We start from the raw sequence: 19,244 nt of genomic DNA on the forward strand, positions 1-19,244 counted from the left end.
GCTCCAGACCTCTTTTTAGCATGCCCAAAATTAGGATAAACAGGAAATCAATTAACTTTTATTTTTTTCAAACTTTCCCCTCTTTTTATGTTTTTGTATCTGATACAAAAACAAGTTTATCACAACATTTTTCTTCTGGCAAGCCTTTTGCTTGATTTTTTTCAGGTTAATAACGCTTTTCTAAATCACAAGGAAAAGAGATGGATAGATAGCATCCTGCTTTTTCCATCCGTACCGATGGTTATACCAAAGTTTATGTCTAATGGTTTTCGACCTTAACTCATGACTACCTGTTCAACAGATGGCTGTTTTTTGCCACACAAGACCGTAAGTCATATAAAAATGGGATAGGTATCCCAAAATAGATAACCTACCCCAGTCTCACTAAAAAGGAACTGTATACACATAAAGTCCCTTCATTCAGCTGTATGCGTTTGTTCTTGTCCCAACAGTTCCTAACTTAATGCAGTCACAGATAGGACACAGGACACTCTTTCATCAGGAGTTTGTTTGTCCTTGGATTCTGCACAAGATATTTTATTTCTTTGCAGTTTCCCGATAAGCTTCTGCTTCATCAGCCGTTGAAAGCACAAAATGACCTGGAGTAATTTCATGCATCTGCCTTTCCTGACCATCTAACTCCTGCTTTGGATCATAAATTTGATGAACGCGCTGACGTTCGAATTCCGGATCCGGTTCGGGAATAGCCGTCAGAAGGCTTTTGGTATAAGGATGAATCGGGTTGTTGTAAACAGCATCAGCTGATCCTATTTCTAAAATTTTGCCCCAATGCATAACGCCGATACGGTCAGAAATATATTTCACCATCGATAAATCATGGGCAATAAAAAGATAGGTCAGCCCCTGCTCATGCTGCAGCTGCTGCAGCAAGTTAACAACTTGGGCCTGTATGGAAACATCAAGTGCTGAAATTGGTTCATCAGCGATGATAAATTTTGGTTCAACTGCTAATGCCCGAGCGATGCCAATCCGCTGACGCTGCCCTCCAGAAAATTCATGGGGATAGCGAGTCATATGATCCTTATTAAGCCCTACAAGAGACAGCAGTTCTTGAACTTTTTGCTGACGTTCTTCTTTACTCTTAGCCAGCTTATGAATATCCAGTCCTTCAGCTACGATATCACGAATCTTCATACGGCCGTTAAGGCTGGCCTGAGGATCCTGAAAAATCATTTGGGCATCTTTGCGAAAATCGTAGAGCTGCTTCCCTTGTAACTGTGAAATCTTCTGCTGATTGAATATGATTTCACCTTGGTCAATGTCATAAAGCTTGAGGATAGCTCGGCCAACAGTTGTTTTTCCCGAACCGGACTCACCTACCAGTCCTAATACTTCACCTTCATAAATATCAAAGCTGACATTGTCAATGGCTTTGACCTCATTTTTTTTGCCTTTATTGAAAGTCAAAGAGATATTTTTGACTTCAACAAGCTTTTTACGGTTTTCAGTCACTGAACTTCTCCCCTTTCAGTTTTTTCCACTTTTGCCAACGTTTTTCAATGGTAGCAGGTACCTTTATTTGGGGAGCTCGTTCATCCAGCAGCCAAGTTGCCGCATAATGTGAGTCAGAAACTCTGAACATTGGCGGTTCTTGTTCATGATCAATATCTAAGGCGAACGCATTCCGCGGAGCAAAGGCATCTCCTTGAGGGGGATTCAGCAGATCCGGCGGTGTCCCCGGAATAGACTGAAGGCTGCCGGCTTCCGTATCGGTTGTCGGCATTGAATTGAGCAATCCCCAAGTATAAGGATGCTGCGGGTTGTAAAACACTTCATCAACAGTTCCATATTCAATAATTTTACCTGCATACATGACAGCCACACGGTCAGCCATTCCGGCAACCACTCCAAGGTCATGTGTGATAAAAATAATTGAAGAGTTACGCTCTTTTTGAATCTGCTTCATCAGATTAAGAATTTGAGCTTGGATGGTCACATCTAGTGCTGTGGTCGGTTCATCGGCAATAAGAATATCAGGATTAGCTGCCAATGCGATAGCGATAACAGCCCGCTGACGCATCCCTCCTGACCATTGATGAGGGTAATCATTGATATGCTCTTCAGCGTTGGGAATACCAACATTTTTCATCAATTCAAGCGCTCTGTCCATGGCTTCCTGCTTGGAAATTTTTTCATGAAGCAGCATCGGCTCAGCAATCTGCTTTCCGATTTTCATTGTCGGGTCAAGGCTGGTCATCGGATCTTGAAAAATCATCGCGATTTCATTTCCACGGATTTTCACCCAGTCTTCCTCTTTCAGCTCATGCAGCTTAGTTCCTTTAAAGTCAATATCGCCGGTCATTTTAGCATTAGCTGCAGATAAACCGATAAGGGTGCGGGTTGTGACCGACTTCCCGCTTCCTGATTCACCGACTATGGCAAGCGTTTCCCCCTGTTTAAGCTCAAAATTAACATCGCGGATGGCTTTAACTTCCCCTGCATAAGTATGAAAATCTACATGGAGGTTTTTGACTTGTAAAATTGTTTCTTTACTCATTTTTCTCTCCTCCTAACGATCGCCTGATTTAGGGTCAAAAGCATCACGAAGCCCATCGCCTAAGAGTATAAAGCCCAGCGAAATAAAGACCAGAGCCAGAGACGGAAGCATAACCTGATACGGATAATACTGCAGATTTTCCTGTGCATCGGTAATCAGCGATCCCAGAGATGCTGTCGGCGGTTTGACGCCTAAATTAATTGCTGACAGCACCGCTTCATACATGATCGCGTTAGGAACAGTCATCATAATCTGGACAATAATAATTCCTGAAATATTAGGAAGAATATGCTTGAAAGAAATTTTAGGCCTGCTTTCTCCTAAAGACCGTGCGGCCAAAACAAATTCACGTTCTCGGTAAGACAGAGTCAAGTTCCTGACTTGACGCGCCATCGCTGTCCATCCGACAATAGCAATCGAAATGATAATCGACATTACACCGCTTCCAAGAAGCAGACCCAGCATCGTCACAATGACCAAGTTGGGAATCGAAGAAATGATTTCAATAATCCGCTGCATCACCGTATCGACCCGACCTCCGATATAGCCGGAAATTAAGCCGTAGGTTACTCCGATGATAAGGTCAATAAAGGTAGCCGCAATAGCGATAAGCAGAGAAATTCTGACCCCGACAATGATACGTTTAGCAATACTTCGTCCAAGATTGTCAGTCCCTAAAATAAACTTAGTTCCTTCAGGAACTCCCTGATCAGCGTAAACATCTGTCGATTCTGTATTTCCGGCATAAGTGATAGTTCCATTCCAAAAAGGGAGACTGTCACTTATTTTGGGCGGAAGGTTACGGTATACAGTCACTTCTTTAGTATTAAATTTATTAGCCTCATTTTGAGGAACAAAGATGACAGAGACCATTGAAAACAGAATCAGAAAAAGCAGGAACCACATTGAGATAACTCCCAGCCTGTTTTTCTTCAGCCGCCGCCATGCGTCCTGTATAAAGGAAAGAGCTGGCTTTTCAATTTTTTCTTGAGAGCTGGCTGAGCCCACCCCAACAAGTTTAAACATTTCATTTTTATTTGCCATCACATTCTCCTTACTGCAAGCGCACACGAGGGTCGACAATACTTGTGATAATATCGGTAATCAAAATTGCGGCCATCAGCATTACAGCATACACAATTGTTGTCCCCATAATAACCGGATAATCCTTAGTAGGGATTGAGGTAACAAACTGCTGGCCGATGCCGGGAATTGAAAAAATCTGTTCAATCAAAGCAGAACCTGTCAGCAGATTAGCAGCCAAAGGACCAACCAAAGTCAGAACCGGAATCATCGAATTTCGATAAGCGTGTTTATTGACAACCTGCCGTTCAGTCAGACCTTTAGCTCTGGCCAGCTGAATATAGTCAGAATTCAGCGTTTCGATCATCTGGCTTCTAAAAAAGCGGGTGACCTGAGCCATAACCGGAATTGCCAAAGCCAGTGAAGGCAGAATAGTCTGCGCAAAAGTGCCCCAGCCGGCCAGAGGAAAGAGTCCCCATTTAAAGCCGAAATAGTCCAAAAGGATCAGACCAATAATAAAAGCAGGGACCGAAATTCCCAAGGTTGAAATAATACTCAGTGTATTATCCAGCCAGTTATTTTTATTGCGCGCTGAAGCAGCACCGACAAAAAGCCCTGCCAACAAACCGATAATTAAGGCTTGTACACCAAGGTGAACAGAGACTCCCAGCCGCTGAGCAATCAAACGGGAGACGGGCTGATTGATGGATTGGTAGCTGGTTCCAAAATCACCATGCAGAACATCAAAAAGATACTTCAGATACTGCTGCCAGATGGGTTTATCCAGTCCGTACTGCTTATTCATCAAAGCAACCATTTCATCTGTCAGTTTAGGATTGTTGTAAGGGGTCCCAGGCAGTATCTGCATGAGGAAAAACGAAAGGGTCACAACAACCCAGAGTGTCACAAGAAGAATCGCAACACGCTTAAGAATATATTTAGCCATAATCTTTCCTTCTCTAATTTGCTTTTGTTGGGAGAAAAATTTTTTCTCCCAACAAAAGCAAGAATTGGAACCAGCCAATTCTTGCCAATTATTTACTGTTTTACCGAAAATTATTTGGTATCTTTGTAGGCATAAGTGAAGTCAACGCTCAAGCCTGTAGAATTACGTACAAGACCTTTAATATCAGGGTTTTGCAGAGCTTCTGTCTTGCGGAAGTAAATAGGATTATACAAAGCATTGTCATAAAGTGCCTTTTCAGCCGCTTTATAGTCAGCCGCAGCCGCATCAGGATCTAAAGCATCTGTTGTGATAGCCTTATTATAAGCTTCATCATAATCACTGTTTGAGAACTTCCCATAATTATAAGGGGCATCTGTTGTAAACAAGCCGTAGAAGGTAGAACCTTCAGGATAATCACCGCCCCAAAGCACTAAAGCAACCTCAAAATTCTGGTTCTTAGTATCGTCCAGACGCTGTTTAAAGGTCACAAATTTTTCTTCAACTGTCAGCCCCGGAAGAGCTTCTTCCCATGTTTGTTTGATATAATCAGCAGCTGCCTTAGCTACAGGGTTATCTGAATCAGCAGTGATTGTCAGCGTCAAAGAATCCGTCCCAACTTCAGCTAAACCTTCTTTGAAGAGTTTCGCTGCTTCATCCGCATCATACTGATAACCTGGGGAAACATATTCAGCCAAATCAGTATCATCAGATAACTTAGCAAGATCTGTCGGCACCAGAGCCGTTGCAGCTGAAGAACCTGTATCAGTTGCCGCTTCAACAATCCCTTCACGGTCGGTCGCTAAGTTGAGCGCTTGACGCACCTTGGTATTAGTCAGTGCCGGAATTGAACCTGTCTGATTATAGACCATATAGGAAGTCACAGCTTCCGGAACATCTACAACGTCTTTATTGCTTTTATTGGCATTGTAAATCGCTGAAGTGGCAGAAATGTTAGCTAGATCAAGCTCACCGTTTTTATACATCTGCACTGCTGTATCCGGTTTTTTGATGGTCTGAACATTGATCTTTTCTGTTTTAACATTATCAGCATCCCAGTATTCTTCGTTTTTAACAAGAGTAAAGGTACCGCTCGTACCATTCCAATCTTCAACCGTATAAGGGCCTGAGTAAAGTGAATCCTCCGACGTTGTCGCATAGTCATCTCCGGCTTTTTCAACAAAGTCTTTGCTCTGCGGCATAAAATTGACGAAAGACAGATAATAGATAAACTGCGGTGCAGGATCTGTCAGCGTAAAGATAACCTTATTGCCGTCTGCCTTAACTCCCAGTTCATCGAGGTTTGTAGTTGTCCCATCATTGATCTTGTCCGCATTAAGGAGGTGAGCTTCTACAGCTAAATAAGCATACTCTGAAGCTGTTTTCGGATCAACAATCCGCTGCCAGGAGTAAACAAAATCTTCAGCTGTCAGTTCACTGCCGTCAGACCATTTCAAATCGTCGCGCAAAGTTGCTGTATAGGTCAGGCCGTCATCGGAGACATCAACCTTTTTCGCTAAATCAGGAACCGCTTCCCCATCTTCATTAATACGAAGAAGATTTCCGCCGGAATTGCCGATAGCAATTGAAGAATAGGTGTCAGTTACTTTTGAAATATCCAAAGTGGAAATTTCAATAGGAGTGTACCAATTAATTTCGGTACTTGATTGAGTGTTGCTGCCGCAAGCTGCTAAAACAGCAGCGGAAACAAGAGCAGTCGCTCCAAGACTAATGCGTTTCCATAAGCGAGTGTTTAAGGCCATATCAAGCCCTCCTATAATTTTCTTTTCATTTTTGTAGTACCATTATACCATAAAATTTCCTTAATCAAAGTATTTTTATAACAGAAAATATTGTTGTGATTTTATGATATAATAAATCAAGAAAATATCTGGAAGGGATAACAATGAAAAAACTACTGGGGTTTATTTTTATACTGCTGAGTCTTTGGGGAGGAGCCGTAAGAGCTGATGATTTTGAGGCCGAAGCCGAGCACGCCTTAGCTGTTGAGGTGTCCACAGGAAAAATCCTCTATGAAAAAGATGCGGCAACACCTGACGGTATTGCCTCTATGACAAAGATTTTAACAGTTTATCTAGTTTATAAAGAGATCGATCAGGGGCATCTCAGCTGGGACAGTAAGGTCCCTATATCCGACTATGCCTATGACCTAACAGCCAATTCCGATGCCAGCAATGTCCCCATGGAAGACAGGGAATATACCGTCGAACAGCTGGTTAACGCAGCCTTAATCGCCAGCGCTAACAGCGCAGCCATTGCCTTAGCTGAGCACATTGCCGGTTCTGAAACGGCCTTTGTTGATATGATGCAGGCCCAGCTGCAGGAATGGGGCATCTATGACGCCAGTCTGGTCAACGCTTCCGGCCTCAATAATAGTTATCTCGGGGAACATATTTATCCGGACTCAGATGCGAATGCTGAAAATCAAATGAGTGCTTTAGATATTGCGATTATTGCCCGCCATTTGATTACCGAGTATCCGGATGTCCTCAATATTACTCAGAAAACCAGTGCTGTATTTGCCGGCACCGCTATAAATACTTATAATTATATGCTGCCTGATATGCCTTATGCCCGAGAAGGGGTCGATGGACTTAAGACAGGAACAACAGAAGCAGCTGGCCCCTGTTTCGTTGCTACGTCAACGGAAAACGGGATGCGGATAATTTCGGTCGTAATGAATGCCGAAGCCGGTGAGGGAAATGATTATGCCCGCTTTGAAGTCACCAATAATATCTTAAACTATGTTCAAGATAATTTTGAACTGACGACACTTCTCGCTGCTGGAGAAAGTTATAGGGACAGCGAGGGAGTCGTTCTTGATGGCAAGGCAAAAACGGTGGCTGCAGTTGCTAAATCAGACTTAAAAGTTGTCCAAAAAAAATCCGCCGATCAAGCTGGCAGTTTATCTCTAGATATCAACACATCTACTGCCCCAGTTCGTAAAGGGCAGACTATAGGAACGGCCACCTTCTCAGATGGCAATATCATAGGCAGCGGATATCTTCAGGCACCGCCGAATATCGAACTGGTGACTAAAAACGAAGTGGAGCGCAGTTTCTTCTTAAAGGTTTGGTGGAACCATTTTGTCAACTATGTCAACGAAAAGCTCTAGCATCGGTCTTTTGCAAAACTGATTGAACTGTCTTGTACTTTGAAAAAAACAGCCAGACACTTGCTGTCTGGTTGTTTTTATGCAGTTCAATTTTTTTGAGACTTCTTTCAGCAGGAATCTTGATCAAATATTGTCTGTTGTTGGCGCATTAAAAACGGAATCGCTGACTTTATTCCAGTCAGAATAGCTGCCGTCAACATCCATCACCAGTTTCCCTTTGCTTCCGCTGTAGTTTAAGCTCAAATCAAAACCTGTTAAATAGAATGTTTTTTTATCAAAACTGATTTCAAAATCCTTGTCAACTTCTGTCTGTTCCACACCTGTCAAAGTGAGATTCAGCTCATCGCTAAAAAGAGAGATGATATCAATGTTTTGACTGCGCAGGTTCAGAACATAAGCGTCATCCTCCTCTTCAATTGTCAGGTCATCAGCCATATTATAAATAATATCTAAAAAAGAAAAATAATCAGGATCCAAGTCAACTGTATCCAATTTTCCGCTGGTCCACTGATTGTCTTCAGACGTTCGCTGGTAATAGTCGAATTTATTCCCATCTGTTTGAGTGATAATGTCCTCTTCGTAGGAAACGGTGCCGTTGTTTTCGTCTTCAATCTTTAAGTTTACACCGATTAAATCACCGTTGTTGTATTGTGACTGAGCCGAAAAATCTTGATGGCTGCTGCCAGAATTCGATTTTATATCCACTGACATATCCAAGGCTACGGAGGTCATTTGATTATTTTTGTTCGCTTTCCTGACCTTCTTCAGCAGCTGTTCAACTGTTAATTCTTTTTGGGTGCTTGATGATGTTTTGGCTGTTTGGCTATTGGTCGTTGTTCGGCAAGCAGCTAAACAGAGAAAAGCAAGCAAACAGACAAAACCATAATAAAACTTTCTTTTCATACATATTCCTCCTAATAGACATTATTATATCACTTTTTTGAAAGCTTTTTCATAATCCTTTAAAACTGTTAAAAACTTGTAACAATGCCAGAAGAACCGATCCTCAATGATAATAGCCAAGAGGCGGATACAGCCGAACAAAGTTTTGAGGTCAAAAAAGCGTTTGGTTCAGGTATCCCCGAATCAAACGCTTTTGCAATCCTAACAACAATCCGTAGCATCTCTAACCTACGGAACCTTCCATTTCATAACTGATTAAGCGATTCAGCTCAACAGCATATTCCATTGGCAACTCTTTTGTAAAGGGCTCAACAAATCCCATGACAATCATCTCAGTAGCCTGACTTTCAGTTAGCCCCCGACTCATCAGATAGTAGAGCTGTTCTTCAGAAATTTTCGAAACCTTGGCCTCATGTTCAAGGGCGACCTGAGAGTTATGAATTTCATTGAAAGGAATGGTATCCGATGCCGAAATGTCATCCATAATAATCGTATCACATTCAATATGGCTGACAGACTTTTTGGACGTTTTAGCAAAAGTGACCTGCCCCCGATAATCTACTTTTCCTCCTCCCTTAGCTATCGATTTAGAAACAATTGACGAAGACGTATGTGGAGCATTGTGAATCATCTTAGCTCCGGTATCCTGATGCTGTCCTTTATTTGCAAAAGCAATGGAAAGCATGGTTCCGCGCGCACCTTCCCCATCTAAAATAACCGCCGGATATTTCATTGTTGTTTTGGCACCCAAGTTGCCGTCAATCCACTCCACAGTAGCATCTCTAGCTGCCTTTGCCCGTTTTGTTACCAGATTATAGACATTATCAGACCAGTTTTGAATGGTTGTATAGCGCATGTAGCTGCCTTCAAGAGCGAAAATCTCAACAACTGCTGCATGAAGGCTGTTTGTAGAATAGGTCGGAGCTGTGCAGCCTTCGACATAATGTACGCTGGCCCCTTCGTCAACAATAATTAGGGTTCGCTCAAACTGGCCAGTATTTTGGTTATTAATTCGGAAATAAGTCTGCAGAGGAATTTCCAGTTCCACCCCTTTGGGAACATAAATAAAGGTCCCTCCTGACCAGACCGCTGAGTTTAAAGCCGCCAATTTGTTGTCTGTGGGCGGTACCAATTTAGCAAAATACTGTTTAAAAAGCTCAGGGTATTCTTTAAGGGCAGAGTCAGTATCTGTAAACACAATTCCCAGTTTATCATATTCATCTTTCATATTATGATAAACAACTTCTGATTCATACTGAGCGGAGGCTCCAGCTAAATAAGCGCGTTCTGCCTCAGGAATACCGATTCGCTCAAAGGTTTCTTTGATTTTATCAGGCACTTCTTCCCATGTTCTGGCCGGCTTGTCAGAAGGCTTTTGGTAGTATATCAAATCTTCAAAATCAATAGCTGATAAATCTGGCCCCCAGTCCTGCATGGGCATCTTATTAAAAATCTCTAAAGACTTAAGCCGGAACTCCAGCATCCATTCCGGCTCATTTTTTGCAGCTGACAGCTCACGGATAACCCGCTCATTCAATCCCTTACCTGTTGAATAGACAGGGTCAACATCATCGTGAAAACCAAATTTATATTCTCCCAGATCAATTGGTTTAGGCTCAATTTTTTCGTTTGTTTCTGCCATTGTCTCCCTTTCGCAATTTATATTTTTTATTTTTGGCGGCACCAGCAGGCCGCTTTTCTATTTCTTATTTGCTTTCTGTGATTCGATCGCCATTTTGATTGCATTCCAGGCTAATGTTGCACATTTAATCCGCTGCGGAAATTTAGAAACACCGGCTAAAAATTCAGCATCCCCCAGCTTTTCCTGATCTGCGCTCTTTTCGCCCTGTACCATTTTTGAAAAAACATCTGCCAGCGCTAAAACTTCTGAACATGTCTTTCCAAGAACAGCATCAGTCATCATGCTGGCTGATGCCGTTGAAATGGTACAGCCGTCCCCGGCAAAGGCAATATCAGAAATATAATCACCATCAAACCGAACGGACAGCGAAATCACATCACCGCAAGTTGGATTGTTAAGCTGGACATGCTCTGCATTCTCTAAAACACCATGGTGGTGAGGATTTTTAGAATGATCCGCCACCACGGCCATATAAAGGCTATTTAAACTAGAAAGTGCCATGGAAGAACTCCTTTGCTTTAAGAATGGCAGAGATCAAACGGTCGCAGTCTTCTTTTGTATTGTAAATATACAGGCTGGCACGAACGGCCGACTGGATCCCCAAATGCCGCAGCAAGGGCTGGGCACAATGATGGCCTGCACGGACAGCAACGCCCTCATAATCGAGCGCTGTTGCAACATCATGCGGATGCAGTCCTGAAAGATTGAACGAAAACACCCCCAAATGCCTGTCAGCTTTCTGCGGCCCGTAAAGCTCTAAGCCATCAATTGCCTGAAGCTGCGGCAACAGATAAGCTGCTAAATCTTCTTCATGAGCACGAACAGCATCCATTCCCAAAGTTTCTAAATAGTCCGCTGCGGCTCCAAGAGCGATAGCACCAGCAACATTAGGCGTCCCTGCCTCAAATTTCCAGGGCAGCTCCTTCCAGCTTGCTGTCTGCTCATAGACGAAATCAATCATCTCACCGCCAAATTCCACAGGAGGCATGTCCTTTAAGACAGATGCTTTCCCATATAAAACACCTATTCCGGTCGGCCCCAGCATCTTATGTCCGGAAAAAGCAAAAAAATCACAGTCCAAATCCTGAACATCAATCGGAATATGAGGTGCAGACTGAGCACCGTCAACAACCAGATAAGCATCATATTTATGAACCAGATGGGCAATTTCTTTAATAGGATTGACACAACCCAGAACGTTTGAAACATGCGCTATACTGACAAACTTTGTTTTGGCATTGACCTGCTGCTTTAAACCTTCTAAATCAAGTGCATTATCTTTCAGGTACACATATTTAAGCTTGGCGCCACTTTTACGACAGGCTTCCTGCCAAGGAATAAGGTTAGAATGGTGTTCCATGACAGAAATAAGGACCTCATCGTCTGCTTGAAGCACGCCCTGTGCAAAATCAGCCACCCAATTCAAACCAGTTGTTGTTCCTCTGGTAAAAAGAACTTCTTTGACAGAGGCAGCATTGATAAAACGCCGCAGTTTTTCCCGACTGGCTTCGTAACGGGCAGTTGCTCTTTCCGCAAGAGTGTGAACCCCGCGATGAACATTAGCATTATCATGCTGGTAGTATTGCTGCAGACTTGCTAAAACCTGCTGGGGCTTTTGTGTCGTCGCAGCATTATCCAGATAAACCAGCGGTTCGTCATTGACCGTCTGATTTAAAATTGTAAAATCCTGACGGATATCATTCGCATCAAACATGGAGTTTCTCCTTATCCACCAAGCACTGTCTCATATATCACCGTTTATCAAGTTTTGTGTCCAAAACAGCAATCATTTCATCACGGACGTCTTTAACCGGAATTTCTGTGATAACTGTCCCCAGAAAACCGCGGATAACCAGACGCTCAGCTGTTTCCCGATCGAGCCCGCGGCTCATCAGATAGTACATATCTTCCGGATCCACTTGGCCGATCGAAGCCGCGTGTCCAGCGGTTACTTCATTCTCATCAATCAAAAGGATAGGATTGGCATCCGAGCGCGCCTGATCCGACAGCATCAAAACACGGCTCTCCTGCTGAGCATCGGCTCCCTTTGCACCTTTAATAATATGACCTATGCCATTAAAGGTCAAAGTCCCGCGTTCCAAGATAACACCATGTTGCAGGATATGACCGACTGAGTTTCGTCCGTAGTTGGTCACACGTGTATCGATCCCCTGAACCTGACGGCCGCTGGACGCCGCAACAACCTTGAGATGAGCTTGACTTCCCTCACCGATGAGATCTGAATCAAAATCTGCGACAACATTGCCTTCATTCATAACACCCAGTGCCCAGTCAATGACAGCATCATTGTCATGGCGCCCCCGGCGGCTGATGTAGGTCGTCAGATTATTCCCCAGACGGTCAATGGCAGAGAATTTCACCTGACTGCCCGCCAATGCAATCACCTCAACACTGATATTAGCAGATGTTGGCTGATGGCCGCTGCCAATCGTTTCGAAACGTTCAAGATAAGTCAGTTTGCTGTTACGTCCGGCAATAATCAGGATATGCTTATTAAAAGCAACCGGGCTGTCGCTGTCTTGATAGAAAATCCCCTCAATAGCCTGTTCTATCTCAACATTATCCGGAATATACAGGAATGCCGCGCTATTAAAGTAGGCCGTGTGATAAGCTGCCAGTTTATCCTCATCAAATTTAAGAGCTGAACCGAAATACTTTTCAATCAGCTGCGGTTGCTCCGCAAGAGCCGAATAAAAATCTGTAAAAACAACCCCTTGCTGAGCTAATTCAGGCGGCATCTGCTCTAAGACGGTCTGCGTACCGACCTGAACAAGTTTAGGGTTATCGCCAAGAGCTGTAAAATCCGGGACTGCCCCCGAATAATTATTTTCCTCAATCGTTCCGTCACCCAGATTCCAGCGGTGAAATTTAACCCGCTCGATTTTAGGGAGTTCCAGCTGATCAATTTTAGCTAAAGCTGTTAAACGGCGTTCTTGCAGCCAAGTAGGCTCAGCCTTAGCTTGTGAGAAGTTTAAAATGGATTCTTTTGTCACTTTTCCCTCCTTATGCTGCTAAGCAGAAAAATCTGTAGCTTTAGGCTTCCTCTTCATACTTAAGCCCTAATTCTTCAGCAATATTGGCATAGCCTTCTTTTTCCAGACGGACAGCCAGCTGAGCATCTCCGGACAGTACAACCCGGCCGTCCATCATAACATGCACAACATCAGGAGTAATATAATTTAACAAACGCTGATAATGTGTGATAATCATAGCGCCAAAATCAGCTCCGCGCATAGCATTAACCCCTTTTGAAACAACCTTGAGTGCGTCAATATCCAATCCGGAGTCAATCTCGTCAAGAAGAGCGAATTTGGGTTCAAGCATGAGCAGCTGTAAAATTTCATTGCGCTTTTTCTCTCCGCCTGAAAAGCCTTCGTTAAGATAACGCTCTGCCATCTCTTCTCTCATCCCCAGAAGTTCCATTTTTTCATCTAACTTTGCAATAAAATCACGGACACTGATTTTCTCATCATCCGCTTTACCAGCATTCATACCGGCACGAATAAACTCTGCATTGGTAATCCCGGGAATTTCAGACGGGTACTGCATAGCCAAGAAAATACCTAAACGGGCACGCTCATCAACTTCCAGCTCTAAGAGGTTCTCACCGTCCAAAAGGATTTCGCCTTCGGTCACTTCGTAGCTGGGATTGCCCATGATAGCAGCTGAAAGGGTCGATTTCCCAGTTCCGTTCGGCCCCATAATAGCAGCAATCTCTCCTGTTTTAAGCGTCAGATTAACCCCTTTTAAGATTTTCTTATCCTCAATAGAAACATGAAGATTTTTTATTTCAAGCACAGACATTTGTCTACTCCTTTATTTTAATTAAAGTTTGAGGACCGCTGTTTAAGCAGTCCGCCCCGGACAGCCGTATGCGGTTTAGCCGCCCCTATTGTCAGCAGTTCAGAATCATTATAGCAAAATTTTAAAGAACCTGCTATCTGTAAGATTTCCTCTTTTCAGTCCGCTGTATTCAGCTATATAAAACCCCCTCGGTTCGTCAACCGAGAGGGTTTGTTACCAGTTCTAAGTTATTCTTTCCTTTTTTTAAATTGTCGCCATTTTTCCCGCCAGACTTTAATTGATGTCTGACGATAATCACTATTGCCGATAAAAGCCAAAATATTAAATAAAGGTGTGCGTCCGGGCCCCCAAATTTCTAAACCTTCGATAAAAATCTCTAAAGCAAAGGCCGCACCGATTAGGAGCAAAACACCCCCCCAGCGGCTGGAAACATTTAAGAGCAAAGAAATTAAGGAAAAAAGCATAGCAATGCCGTAGACTACCAAAACTGCACCCCGATGAGTAAAGCCCATAGCCAGCAGACGATGGTGCAGATGCATCTTATCCGCCTCAGAAATCGGGCGGCCAGACAACTTACGGCGGATAATAGCGACCGCTGTATCCATGATAGGGACGCCTAAGATAATAACCGGTGTCACCACAGCAACTGCAGTTGAATTTTTCAGCCCCTGAAGCGACAAAACACCGATCATAAAACCGATAAAAAGGGCGCCTGTATCCCCCAAATAGATGATTGCCGGATGATAATTATAAGGGAAAAAGCCGGCAATAGCCATAATTAAAACAAGAATAGTCAGGGTTAGAAAGAAATCTGTCTCAGGCAGAAAAAAATAGGACACAATTGACATTGTCAGCAGACTGATGATAGCCACTCCGCTCACCAAACCGTCCAGGCCGTCTATCAGATTTATGGCATTTGTTATGGAGACAATCCACAAAACCGTCAGCACAAAGGTTAAAACTGGTCCAAAGGCTAAAAGCGGACCGCCAAAAGGGATTTTAAAACTATTAAACCTAAAATCTGTAAAAGCCCAGATCATAACAGCGGCAAACACGATACCAACCATTTTAGTCCTAGGATTTAGTTCATAGATATCATCAAACAGCCCTGTGACAATAACAAGAGATGCAGCTGCGACAACAGGCAGAATGTAATCGAAATAGGAAATCCCCCAAATCTCAGTCTTAATAACCAAGGGCATCAATATCAGCGCAGCTATCAAAAATGAAAGGAAGATAGCCAAACCGCCGCTGCTGGGCATAGGCACCTTATTGATCCGCCTGGCGTTAGGGTTATCGACAGCACCTATTCTGAAAGCAAGAAAGCGGACAAGCGGAGTCATTATCAAAGACATGAGAAATGCAGCAATTAAGACCAGCACAAATTCAATCGTAAATGGAAACATATTATACCAACTCAATCATTTGTAATTGCTGAACCGCATCAGTCATCAGCAGCTCTACGCCATGTTCCTGCAGATAAGCACGCGTCTTAGTTCCCGGCCAAGCATGCTCTAAGAGACGAGCGTATATTATATTGGCATAATAACTCGGTTTATTCACTAAGTTAAGCAGAACAGCCAGATGGTAAGACGCTCCTTCCTTATAAAATTCAGAAGCTTCAATATCAAAATCGACTGTCTTTGCAAAAGCAACAGCTGTTTTTAAATTAGGAAAATCGAGCACATAATGAATATAATCGGCCGGTTCCTCCTCTTTTTCACCGTCTTTTGCAGATTTGGAGGCTCCGAGTGCAGAATCTGCGGCTTCCTCCATCATCTCTTCAATTTTTTCCAGTCTCTCATGCGCTTCCGTATCGCCTTTTTCCCGCATAGATTTTTCCAAAGTCTTGAAGAAATCTTCGGGTGTCATCTGCGATACATCGCCAAACTCTGCCAAATCTTCTAAGTTAAGATCTTTATTCAAATCTGACTTTGTTACAAACACATCAATCTGATCTTTTCTGGGAGTCACACGAAAGCTCAGCATGCCCGTATCTTTAAAATTATCGGGCAAGTCGAGCTCATCCATGATGGTATAGAAAAACTCTTCTGTCTTTTCCTGAGGAATCAGAAAGTCCTTCAGCTCCATCCCGCGTTCTTCCAAATCGTCCATGCTGATGGTGATTTTTAAGGTTGTCTCACTTATCTGTTTCATTTCCATACTTATCTTTACCTCATAGAAGTAGTTCTTTTATTATACAGGAAATAGATCCTTTTTTCAATTTCAAGCCAAAAAAACAGTCAAACTATAGGAATACCTGCAAAGCGGTAAAAAATATATCAGCAAAAAGAACAGCTTCCGTGCCTGATCTGGACTTTTAAAATTTTGTTATTATAATAGTATTTTTTACAGCATTAATGTCAGCAGCCAGTAAGCTAGTAGAACAAAGCCAAGCACAATACGGTATTGGCCAAAGACAGTAAAATCGTGTTTTTTAACATAATCCGTCAGGAAACGGATAGCATACAGGCTGACGATAAAGGCAGTCACACTGGCTGCCAGCAGAATAATCAGCTGACTGAAAGCAAGTGTATTGCCATCAATAAAGAATTTGACCGCTTTCAAACCGCTGTAACCAAACATCGTAGGAATAGCTAAAAAGAAAGTAAAATCGGCGGCCACAGAACGGCTGGTTCCCATCAGAATGGCACCCAGAATTGTTGCCCCGGAACGACTGGTTCCCGGAACAATACTGAGCACTTGAAAACAGCCGATATAAAAAGCCGTGCGGTAAGACATGCGTGCCAAACTTGTTACTTGCGGCTGGACATTTTGATGGCGTTTTTCAATCCAAATAAAAGCAACGCCGTAAAGAATCAGCATGAAGGCTACAACGACAAAATTATAGAAATGCGCTTCCATCCAGTCATCCAGCAGCAGGCCAAAAATTGCCGAAGGGATACAGGCTAAGACGACCTTAGCCCAGAGCTGCCATGTGATTTGGATTTCACGCGCCGTCTTGCCGGGCTGAAAAGGATTAAGCCGCCGAAAATAGATAACGATAACCGCTAAAATAGCCCCCAGCTGAATAACTATATTGAACATATCCACAAAGTCTTTGTTTTGATTAAATTTAATGAATTCCTGCACTAAAATCAAGTGCCCTGTGCTGGAAATCGGCAGCCACTCAGTAATCCCCTCGACAATTCCGTAAAAGATAGCCTTCAATAACTCAATAATAAACATAATACTCCTTTATCTTTTTTATGGCAAAATCTGAATCGAAAACGGGAGCGAAAAACAGCTAAAAGGCTCCGCCGCCCCCGCCGCCTCCGCCGCCGGAAAAGCCGCCGCCCCCAAAACTGCCGGAGCTGCCGGAAGAAATCGAAAAATGCGATGACGTCACTGCACTGGAGGAAGTCTGCACAAAATGATTTGTCGATAGGGCAAGGGCGGGATAAAAATCTGTGGACGGCACTTGCGAAAGTGCACCCAAGGACTGAATGTGATGAACTTTCAAATAGCGTTCAACCTTTTTAGCATAGCCAAAAAGAGTCGCGTAAACTAAAAGCCGGTTCCAGACTACCACACTTTCTATGTCAGCCCGGTCAAAAGCATTAATATGACGAATCATATTTCTGAAACTCTGCCAATAGTAAACTCTTTCCCCGCCTTCTTCTGTCAGTACTCCCAGATTATAATATTTCCTTGAACTGCTGACGAGATAAGTAAACACAACAATTGAAAAAACTAGAAGAGCACCATAAATCAGTTTCAAATCACTTGTTTTGAATATAAAGTAAATAAACAATCCTAATGAAGCGACTGCCATTAGAATGAGCAGGATTGTATATCTAGTCAACTGCTTCTCCTCATCTTTCATTAAAGACCGATAAGGTGATGCAAGCCCGTCTTTGTCAAGATGCTCCACAGTACAATCTGAAATTTCTATACTCTTTCTTCTAATAGTATTTAATACTTTACTAGACGCTTTCCGAACTTCGGTTTCCAGCTTTTTCCCTTTAAATTTCTTTTTCAGCTTCTTAAGAGTAGCTTTGTGGTCATACTGGTAGGCTGAAAACAGTCCATCTAAGGCCAGTTTGGTTTCATTGCCAAAGGCCATATCAACTAGAACCAGCTCCTCTTCGCTTAAGCTTGTCAAATCGCTAACTGCCAAGTAAAATTTCTGATTTTCTTTAGTCAACAGCAAGTTTTTTCTGTCAATAAGATCCAGTAGAACAGCCTGAATCAAGTTGACAAAACGGATAGATGAGTTTTTCGTTTCAACAGCATAGGGACTCAGCTGAGAAAAACTGCTTCCAAAGATATTTTGCGTCAAAAGCAGAGGCGAAAGCTCTTCAGGCACTTCGTACAGTCTCGCTTTGCGGCCGGAACGCTGATAACGGTTTAAGTTCTTTCTCAAGCCTCTAAAATTCCAAAAAACATAGCCTAAATAAAGAAGACAAACACTTGGCAGCAAATAAGCAAAGAAGACGTTCAAAAAGCTACCCGTCCGAGAGATACTCTTTTCTTGAGCGATAATCTGTTCCTTGCCGGCTTCATTTTTTTCTATCGCTGTGTTGATCACATCCTTATCCCAATAGGCGTGCAGCTCAAACTTAGAAGAAACACTGCCGGCAGAAACTGTATAGCCGCTGTCCTTTGCATTGACCTTAGGCACCGGTTTAAAATAACCTTGGTGCGCCCACAGCTGACTGTCAGCAGCTTCCTTCGCTGTTCTGACTCTAAACTCGACATTATGCAAGGTCACATCCCAGTCACTGATCGGAACCCAATTAAGCTCAGCAACATCTTGATATTTGTATAAGATATTATAGAGCTGCCAGTGAATAACCAGTTTAACCTTACTGCCGCTGACGCCTGAGTTGTATACTCTCACCTCATAGCCGTCTCCCAAAGGAGTCGTTGTGATATCATAAGTATCAGCACGTACTCCATTATTATAGACCTCTACGGAAGGGTCGCCGTCAATAGAAAAACCTGCAGGCATATTACCTGCTTCGCCTAGAGTAACAACCTGACCATTGTAGTATGAATCAAACTGGTAGCTGATTGTCTGAGTAAAATCAGCACTGTTGTCTTCATTAATAACCAAATCACCGGTATAGCTTGTAATGCTGTAGTCCACATCTGCGGCTGCTGCAGCTCGAGCAAATCCTAAACTGACCAGCAAAAGTGCAAACACCAGCCAAAACTTTTTCATCCTATCTCCCCCCCTCTTTTCCTATTATTCTATCATAAAAATGTATCATTATTCTATTTATAGGCGAAGAACATTGAAATACAACCC

At 43.0% G+C, this 19,244-nt stretch carries 16 protein-coding genes; 1 reads left to right on the top strand and 15 read right to left on the bottom strand.

The window, feature by feature from the left end:
* Positions 1-537: 537 nt before the first annotated feature.
* The 5 genes from DDV21_RS09820 to DDV21_RS09840 all read right to left on the bottom strand — a co-directional run bounded on the left by DDV21_RS09820 (position 538) and on the right by DDV21_RS09840 (position 6,247).
* On the bottom strand, positions 538-1,473 hold the full coding sequence (locus tag DDV21_RS09820) for an ABC transporter ATP-binding protein (RefSeq protein ID WP_116878458.1): 936 nt from the start codon (positions 1,471-1,473) through the stop codon (positions 538-540).
* A complete protein-coding gene (locus tag DDV21_RS09825) occupies positions 1,466-2,518 on the bottom strand; it encodes an ABC transporter ATP-binding protein (RefSeq protein ID WP_116878457.1) in 1,053 nt (350 codons plus the stop codon). Before DDV21_RS09825 ends, DDV21_RS09820 begins: the two co-directional genes overlap by 8 nt.
* A 12-nt stretch (positions 2,519-2,530) precedes the next feature.
* Positions 2,531-3,562 carry an ABC transporter permease gene (locus tag DDV21_RS09830; RefSeq protein WP_116878456.1) on the bottom strand — a complete coding sequence of 344 codons (1,032 nt, stop codon included), beginning with the start codon at positions 3,560-3,562 and terminating at the stop codon, positions 2,531-2,533.
* A 10-nt stretch (positions 3,563-3,572) separates the two neighbouring features.
* On the bottom strand, positions 3,573-4,487 hold the full coding sequence (locus DDV21_RS09835; RefSeq protein WP_116878455.1) for an ABC transporter permease: 915 nt from the start codon (positions 4,485-4,487) through the stop codon (positions 3,573-3,575).
* A gap of 110 nt (positions 4,488-4,597) precedes the next feature.
* On the bottom strand, positions 4,598-6,247 hold the full coding sequence (locus tag DDV21_RS09840; RefSeq protein WP_116878454.1) for a peptide ABC transporter substrate-binding protein: 1,650 nt from the start codon (positions 6,245-6,247) through the stop codon (positions 4,598-4,600).
* A 143-nt stretch (positions 6,248-6,390) separates the two neighbouring features.
* Between DDV21_RS09840 and pbp3 the strand changes: the two genes are divergently transcribed.
* A complete protein-coding gene (gene pbp3, locus DDV21_RS09845) occupies positions 6,391-7,620 on the top strand; it encodes a D-alanyl-D-alanine carboxypeptidase PBP3 (protein ID WP_116878453.1) in 1,230 nt (409 codons plus the stop codon).
* 123 nt (positions 7,621-7,743) lie between these two features.
* Here pbp3 and DDV21_RS09850 read toward each other — a convergent pair whose 3' ends face one another.
* The 10 genes from DDV21_RS09850 to DDV21_RS09895 form a co-directional block, all read right to left on the bottom strand.
* Entirely contained in the window at positions 7,744-8,523 is a 780-nt protein-coding gene (locus DDV21_RS09850; protein ID WP_116878452.1) for a DUF6612 family protein, read from the bottom strand.
* 223 nt (positions 8,524-8,746) lie between these two features.
* Positions 8,747-10,165 carry a Fe-S cluster assembly protein SufB gene (sufB, locus tag DDV21_RS09855; RefSeq protein ID WP_116878451.1) on the bottom strand — a complete coding sequence of 473 codons (1,419 nt, stop codon included), beginning with the start codon at positions 10,163-10,165 and terminating at the stop codon, positions 8,747-8,749.
* 57 nt (positions 10,166-10,222) lie between these two features.
* The gene (gene sufU, locus DDV21_RS09860; protein ID WP_116878450.1) at positions 10,223-10,666 is read right to left on the bottom strand and encodes a Fe-S cluster assembly sulfur transfer protein SufU; all 444 of its coding nucleotides are present in this window, start codon (positions 10,664-10,666) and stop codon (positions 10,223-10,225) included.
* Positions 10,653-11,879: a cysteine desulfurase gene (locus DDV21_RS09865; protein WP_116878449.1), complete on the bottom strand. Its 1,227-nt coding sequence runs from the start codon at positions 11,877-11,879 to the stop codon at positions 10,653-10,655. The genes sufU and DDV21_RS09865 overlap by 14 nt, the downstream gene beginning before the upstream one ends.
* A 37-nt stretch (positions 11,880-11,916) precedes the next feature.
* Positions 11,917-13,179, bottom strand: a complete 1,263-nt coding sequence (gene sufD / locus DDV21_RS09870; protein WP_116878448.1) for a Fe-S cluster assembly protein SufD — start codon at positions 13,177-13,179, stop codon at positions 11,917-11,919.
* Between the two features lie 40 nt (positions 13,180-13,219).
* Positions 13,220-13,990 (bottom strand): Fe-S cluster assembly ATPase SufC, encoded by a 771-nt coding sequence (gene sufC / locus DDV21_RS09875; protein ID WP_116878447.1) that lies wholly within the window; start codon positions 13,988-13,990, stop codon positions 13,220-13,222.
* A gap of 227 nt (positions 13,991-14,217) precedes the next feature.
* Positions 14,218-15,396, bottom strand: coding sequence for a glycosyltransferase family 4 protein (locus DDV21_RS09880; protein WP_116878446.1), 1,179 nt, complete (start codon positions 15,394-15,396; stop codon positions 14,218-14,220).
* A 1-nt stretch (position 15,397) separates the two neighbouring features.
* The gene (gene mecA, locus DDV21_RS09885) at positions 15,398-16,153 is read right to left on the bottom strand and encodes an adaptor protein MecA (protein WP_116878445.1); all 756 of its coding nucleotides are present in this window, start codon (positions 16,151-16,153) and stop codon (positions 15,398-15,400) included.
* A gap of 186 nt (positions 16,154-16,339) precedes the next feature.
* Entirely contained in the window at positions 16,340-17,179 is an 840-nt protein-coding gene (locus tag DDV21_RS09890; protein WP_116878444.1) for an undecaprenyl-diphosphate phosphatase, read from the bottom strand.
* 58 nt (positions 17,180-17,237) lie between these two features.
* Entirely contained in the window at positions 17,238-19,157 is a 1,920-nt protein-coding gene (locus DDV21_RS09895; RefSeq protein ID WP_116878443.1) for a DUF2207 domain-containing protein, read from the bottom strand.
* Positions 19,158-19,244: the final 87 nt, after the last annotated feature.

Source organism: Streptococcus chenjunshii, from assembly GCF_003086355.1.
In the GTDB taxonomy this organism is placed as follows: Bacteria; Bacillota; Bacilli; order Lactobacillales; family Streptococcaceae; genus Streptococcus; species Streptococcus chenjunshii.

Excerpts from the sequence above, each read along its gene's own strand:
- sufC (WP_116878447.1), bottom strand. The coding sequence starts at position 13,990 with ATGTCTGTGCTTGAAATAAAAAATCTTCATGTTTCTATTGAGGATAAG.
- DDV21_RS09835 (WP_116878455.1), bottom strand. The coding sequence starts at position 4,487 with ATGGCTAAATATATTCTTAAGCGTGTTGCGATTCTTCTTGTGACACTC.
- DDV21_RS09890 (WP_116878444.1), bottom strand. The coding sequence starts at position 17,179 with ATGTTTATTATTGAGTTATTGAAGGCTATCTTTTACGGAATTGTCGAG.
- DDV21_RS09830 (WP_116878456.1), bottom strand. The coding sequence starts at position 3,562 with ATGGCAAATAAAAATGAAATGTTTAAACTTGTTGGGGTGGGCTCAGCC.
- DDV21_RS09850 (WP_116878452.1), bottom strand. The coding sequence starts at position 8,523 with ATGAAAAGAAAGTTTTATTATGGTTTTGTCTGTTTGCTTGCTTTTCTC.
- pbp3 (WP_116878453.1), top strand. The coding sequence starts at position 6,391 with ATGAAAAAACTACTGGGGTTTATTTTTATACTGCTGAGTCTTTGGGGA.
- sufB (WP_116878451.1), bottom strand. The coding sequence starts at position 10,165 with ATGGCAGAAACAAACGAAAAAATTGAGCCTAAACCAATTGATCTGGGA.
- DDV21_RS09895 (WP_116878443.1), bottom strand. The coding sequence starts at position 19,157 with ATGAAAAAGTTTTGGCTGGTGTTTGCACTTTTGCTGGTCAGTTTAGGA.
- sufU (WP_116878450.1), bottom strand. The coding sequence starts at position 10,666 with ATGGCACTTTCTAGTTTAAATAGCCTTTATATGGCCGTGGTGGCGGAT.
- DDV21_RS09880 (WP_116878446.1), bottom strand. The coding sequence starts at position 15,396 with ATGTTTCCATTTACGATTGAATTTGTGCTGGTCTTAATTGCTGCATTT.
- DDV21_RS09825 (WP_116878457.1), bottom strand. The coding sequence starts at position 2,518 with ATGAGTAAAGAAACAATTTTACAAGTCAAAAACCTCCATGTAGATTTT.
- mecA (WP_116878445.1), bottom strand. The coding sequence starts at position 16,153 with ATGGAAATGAAACAGATAAGTGAGACAACCTTAAAAATCACCATCAGC.
- DDV21_RS09865 (WP_116878449.1), bottom strand. The coding sequence starts at position 11,879 with ATGTTTGATGCGAATGATATCCGTCAGGATTTTACAATTTTAAATCAG.
- DDV21_RS09840 (WP_116878454.1), bottom strand. The coding sequence starts at position 6,247 with ATGGCCTTAAACACTCGCTTATGGAAACGCATTAGTCTTGGAGCGACT.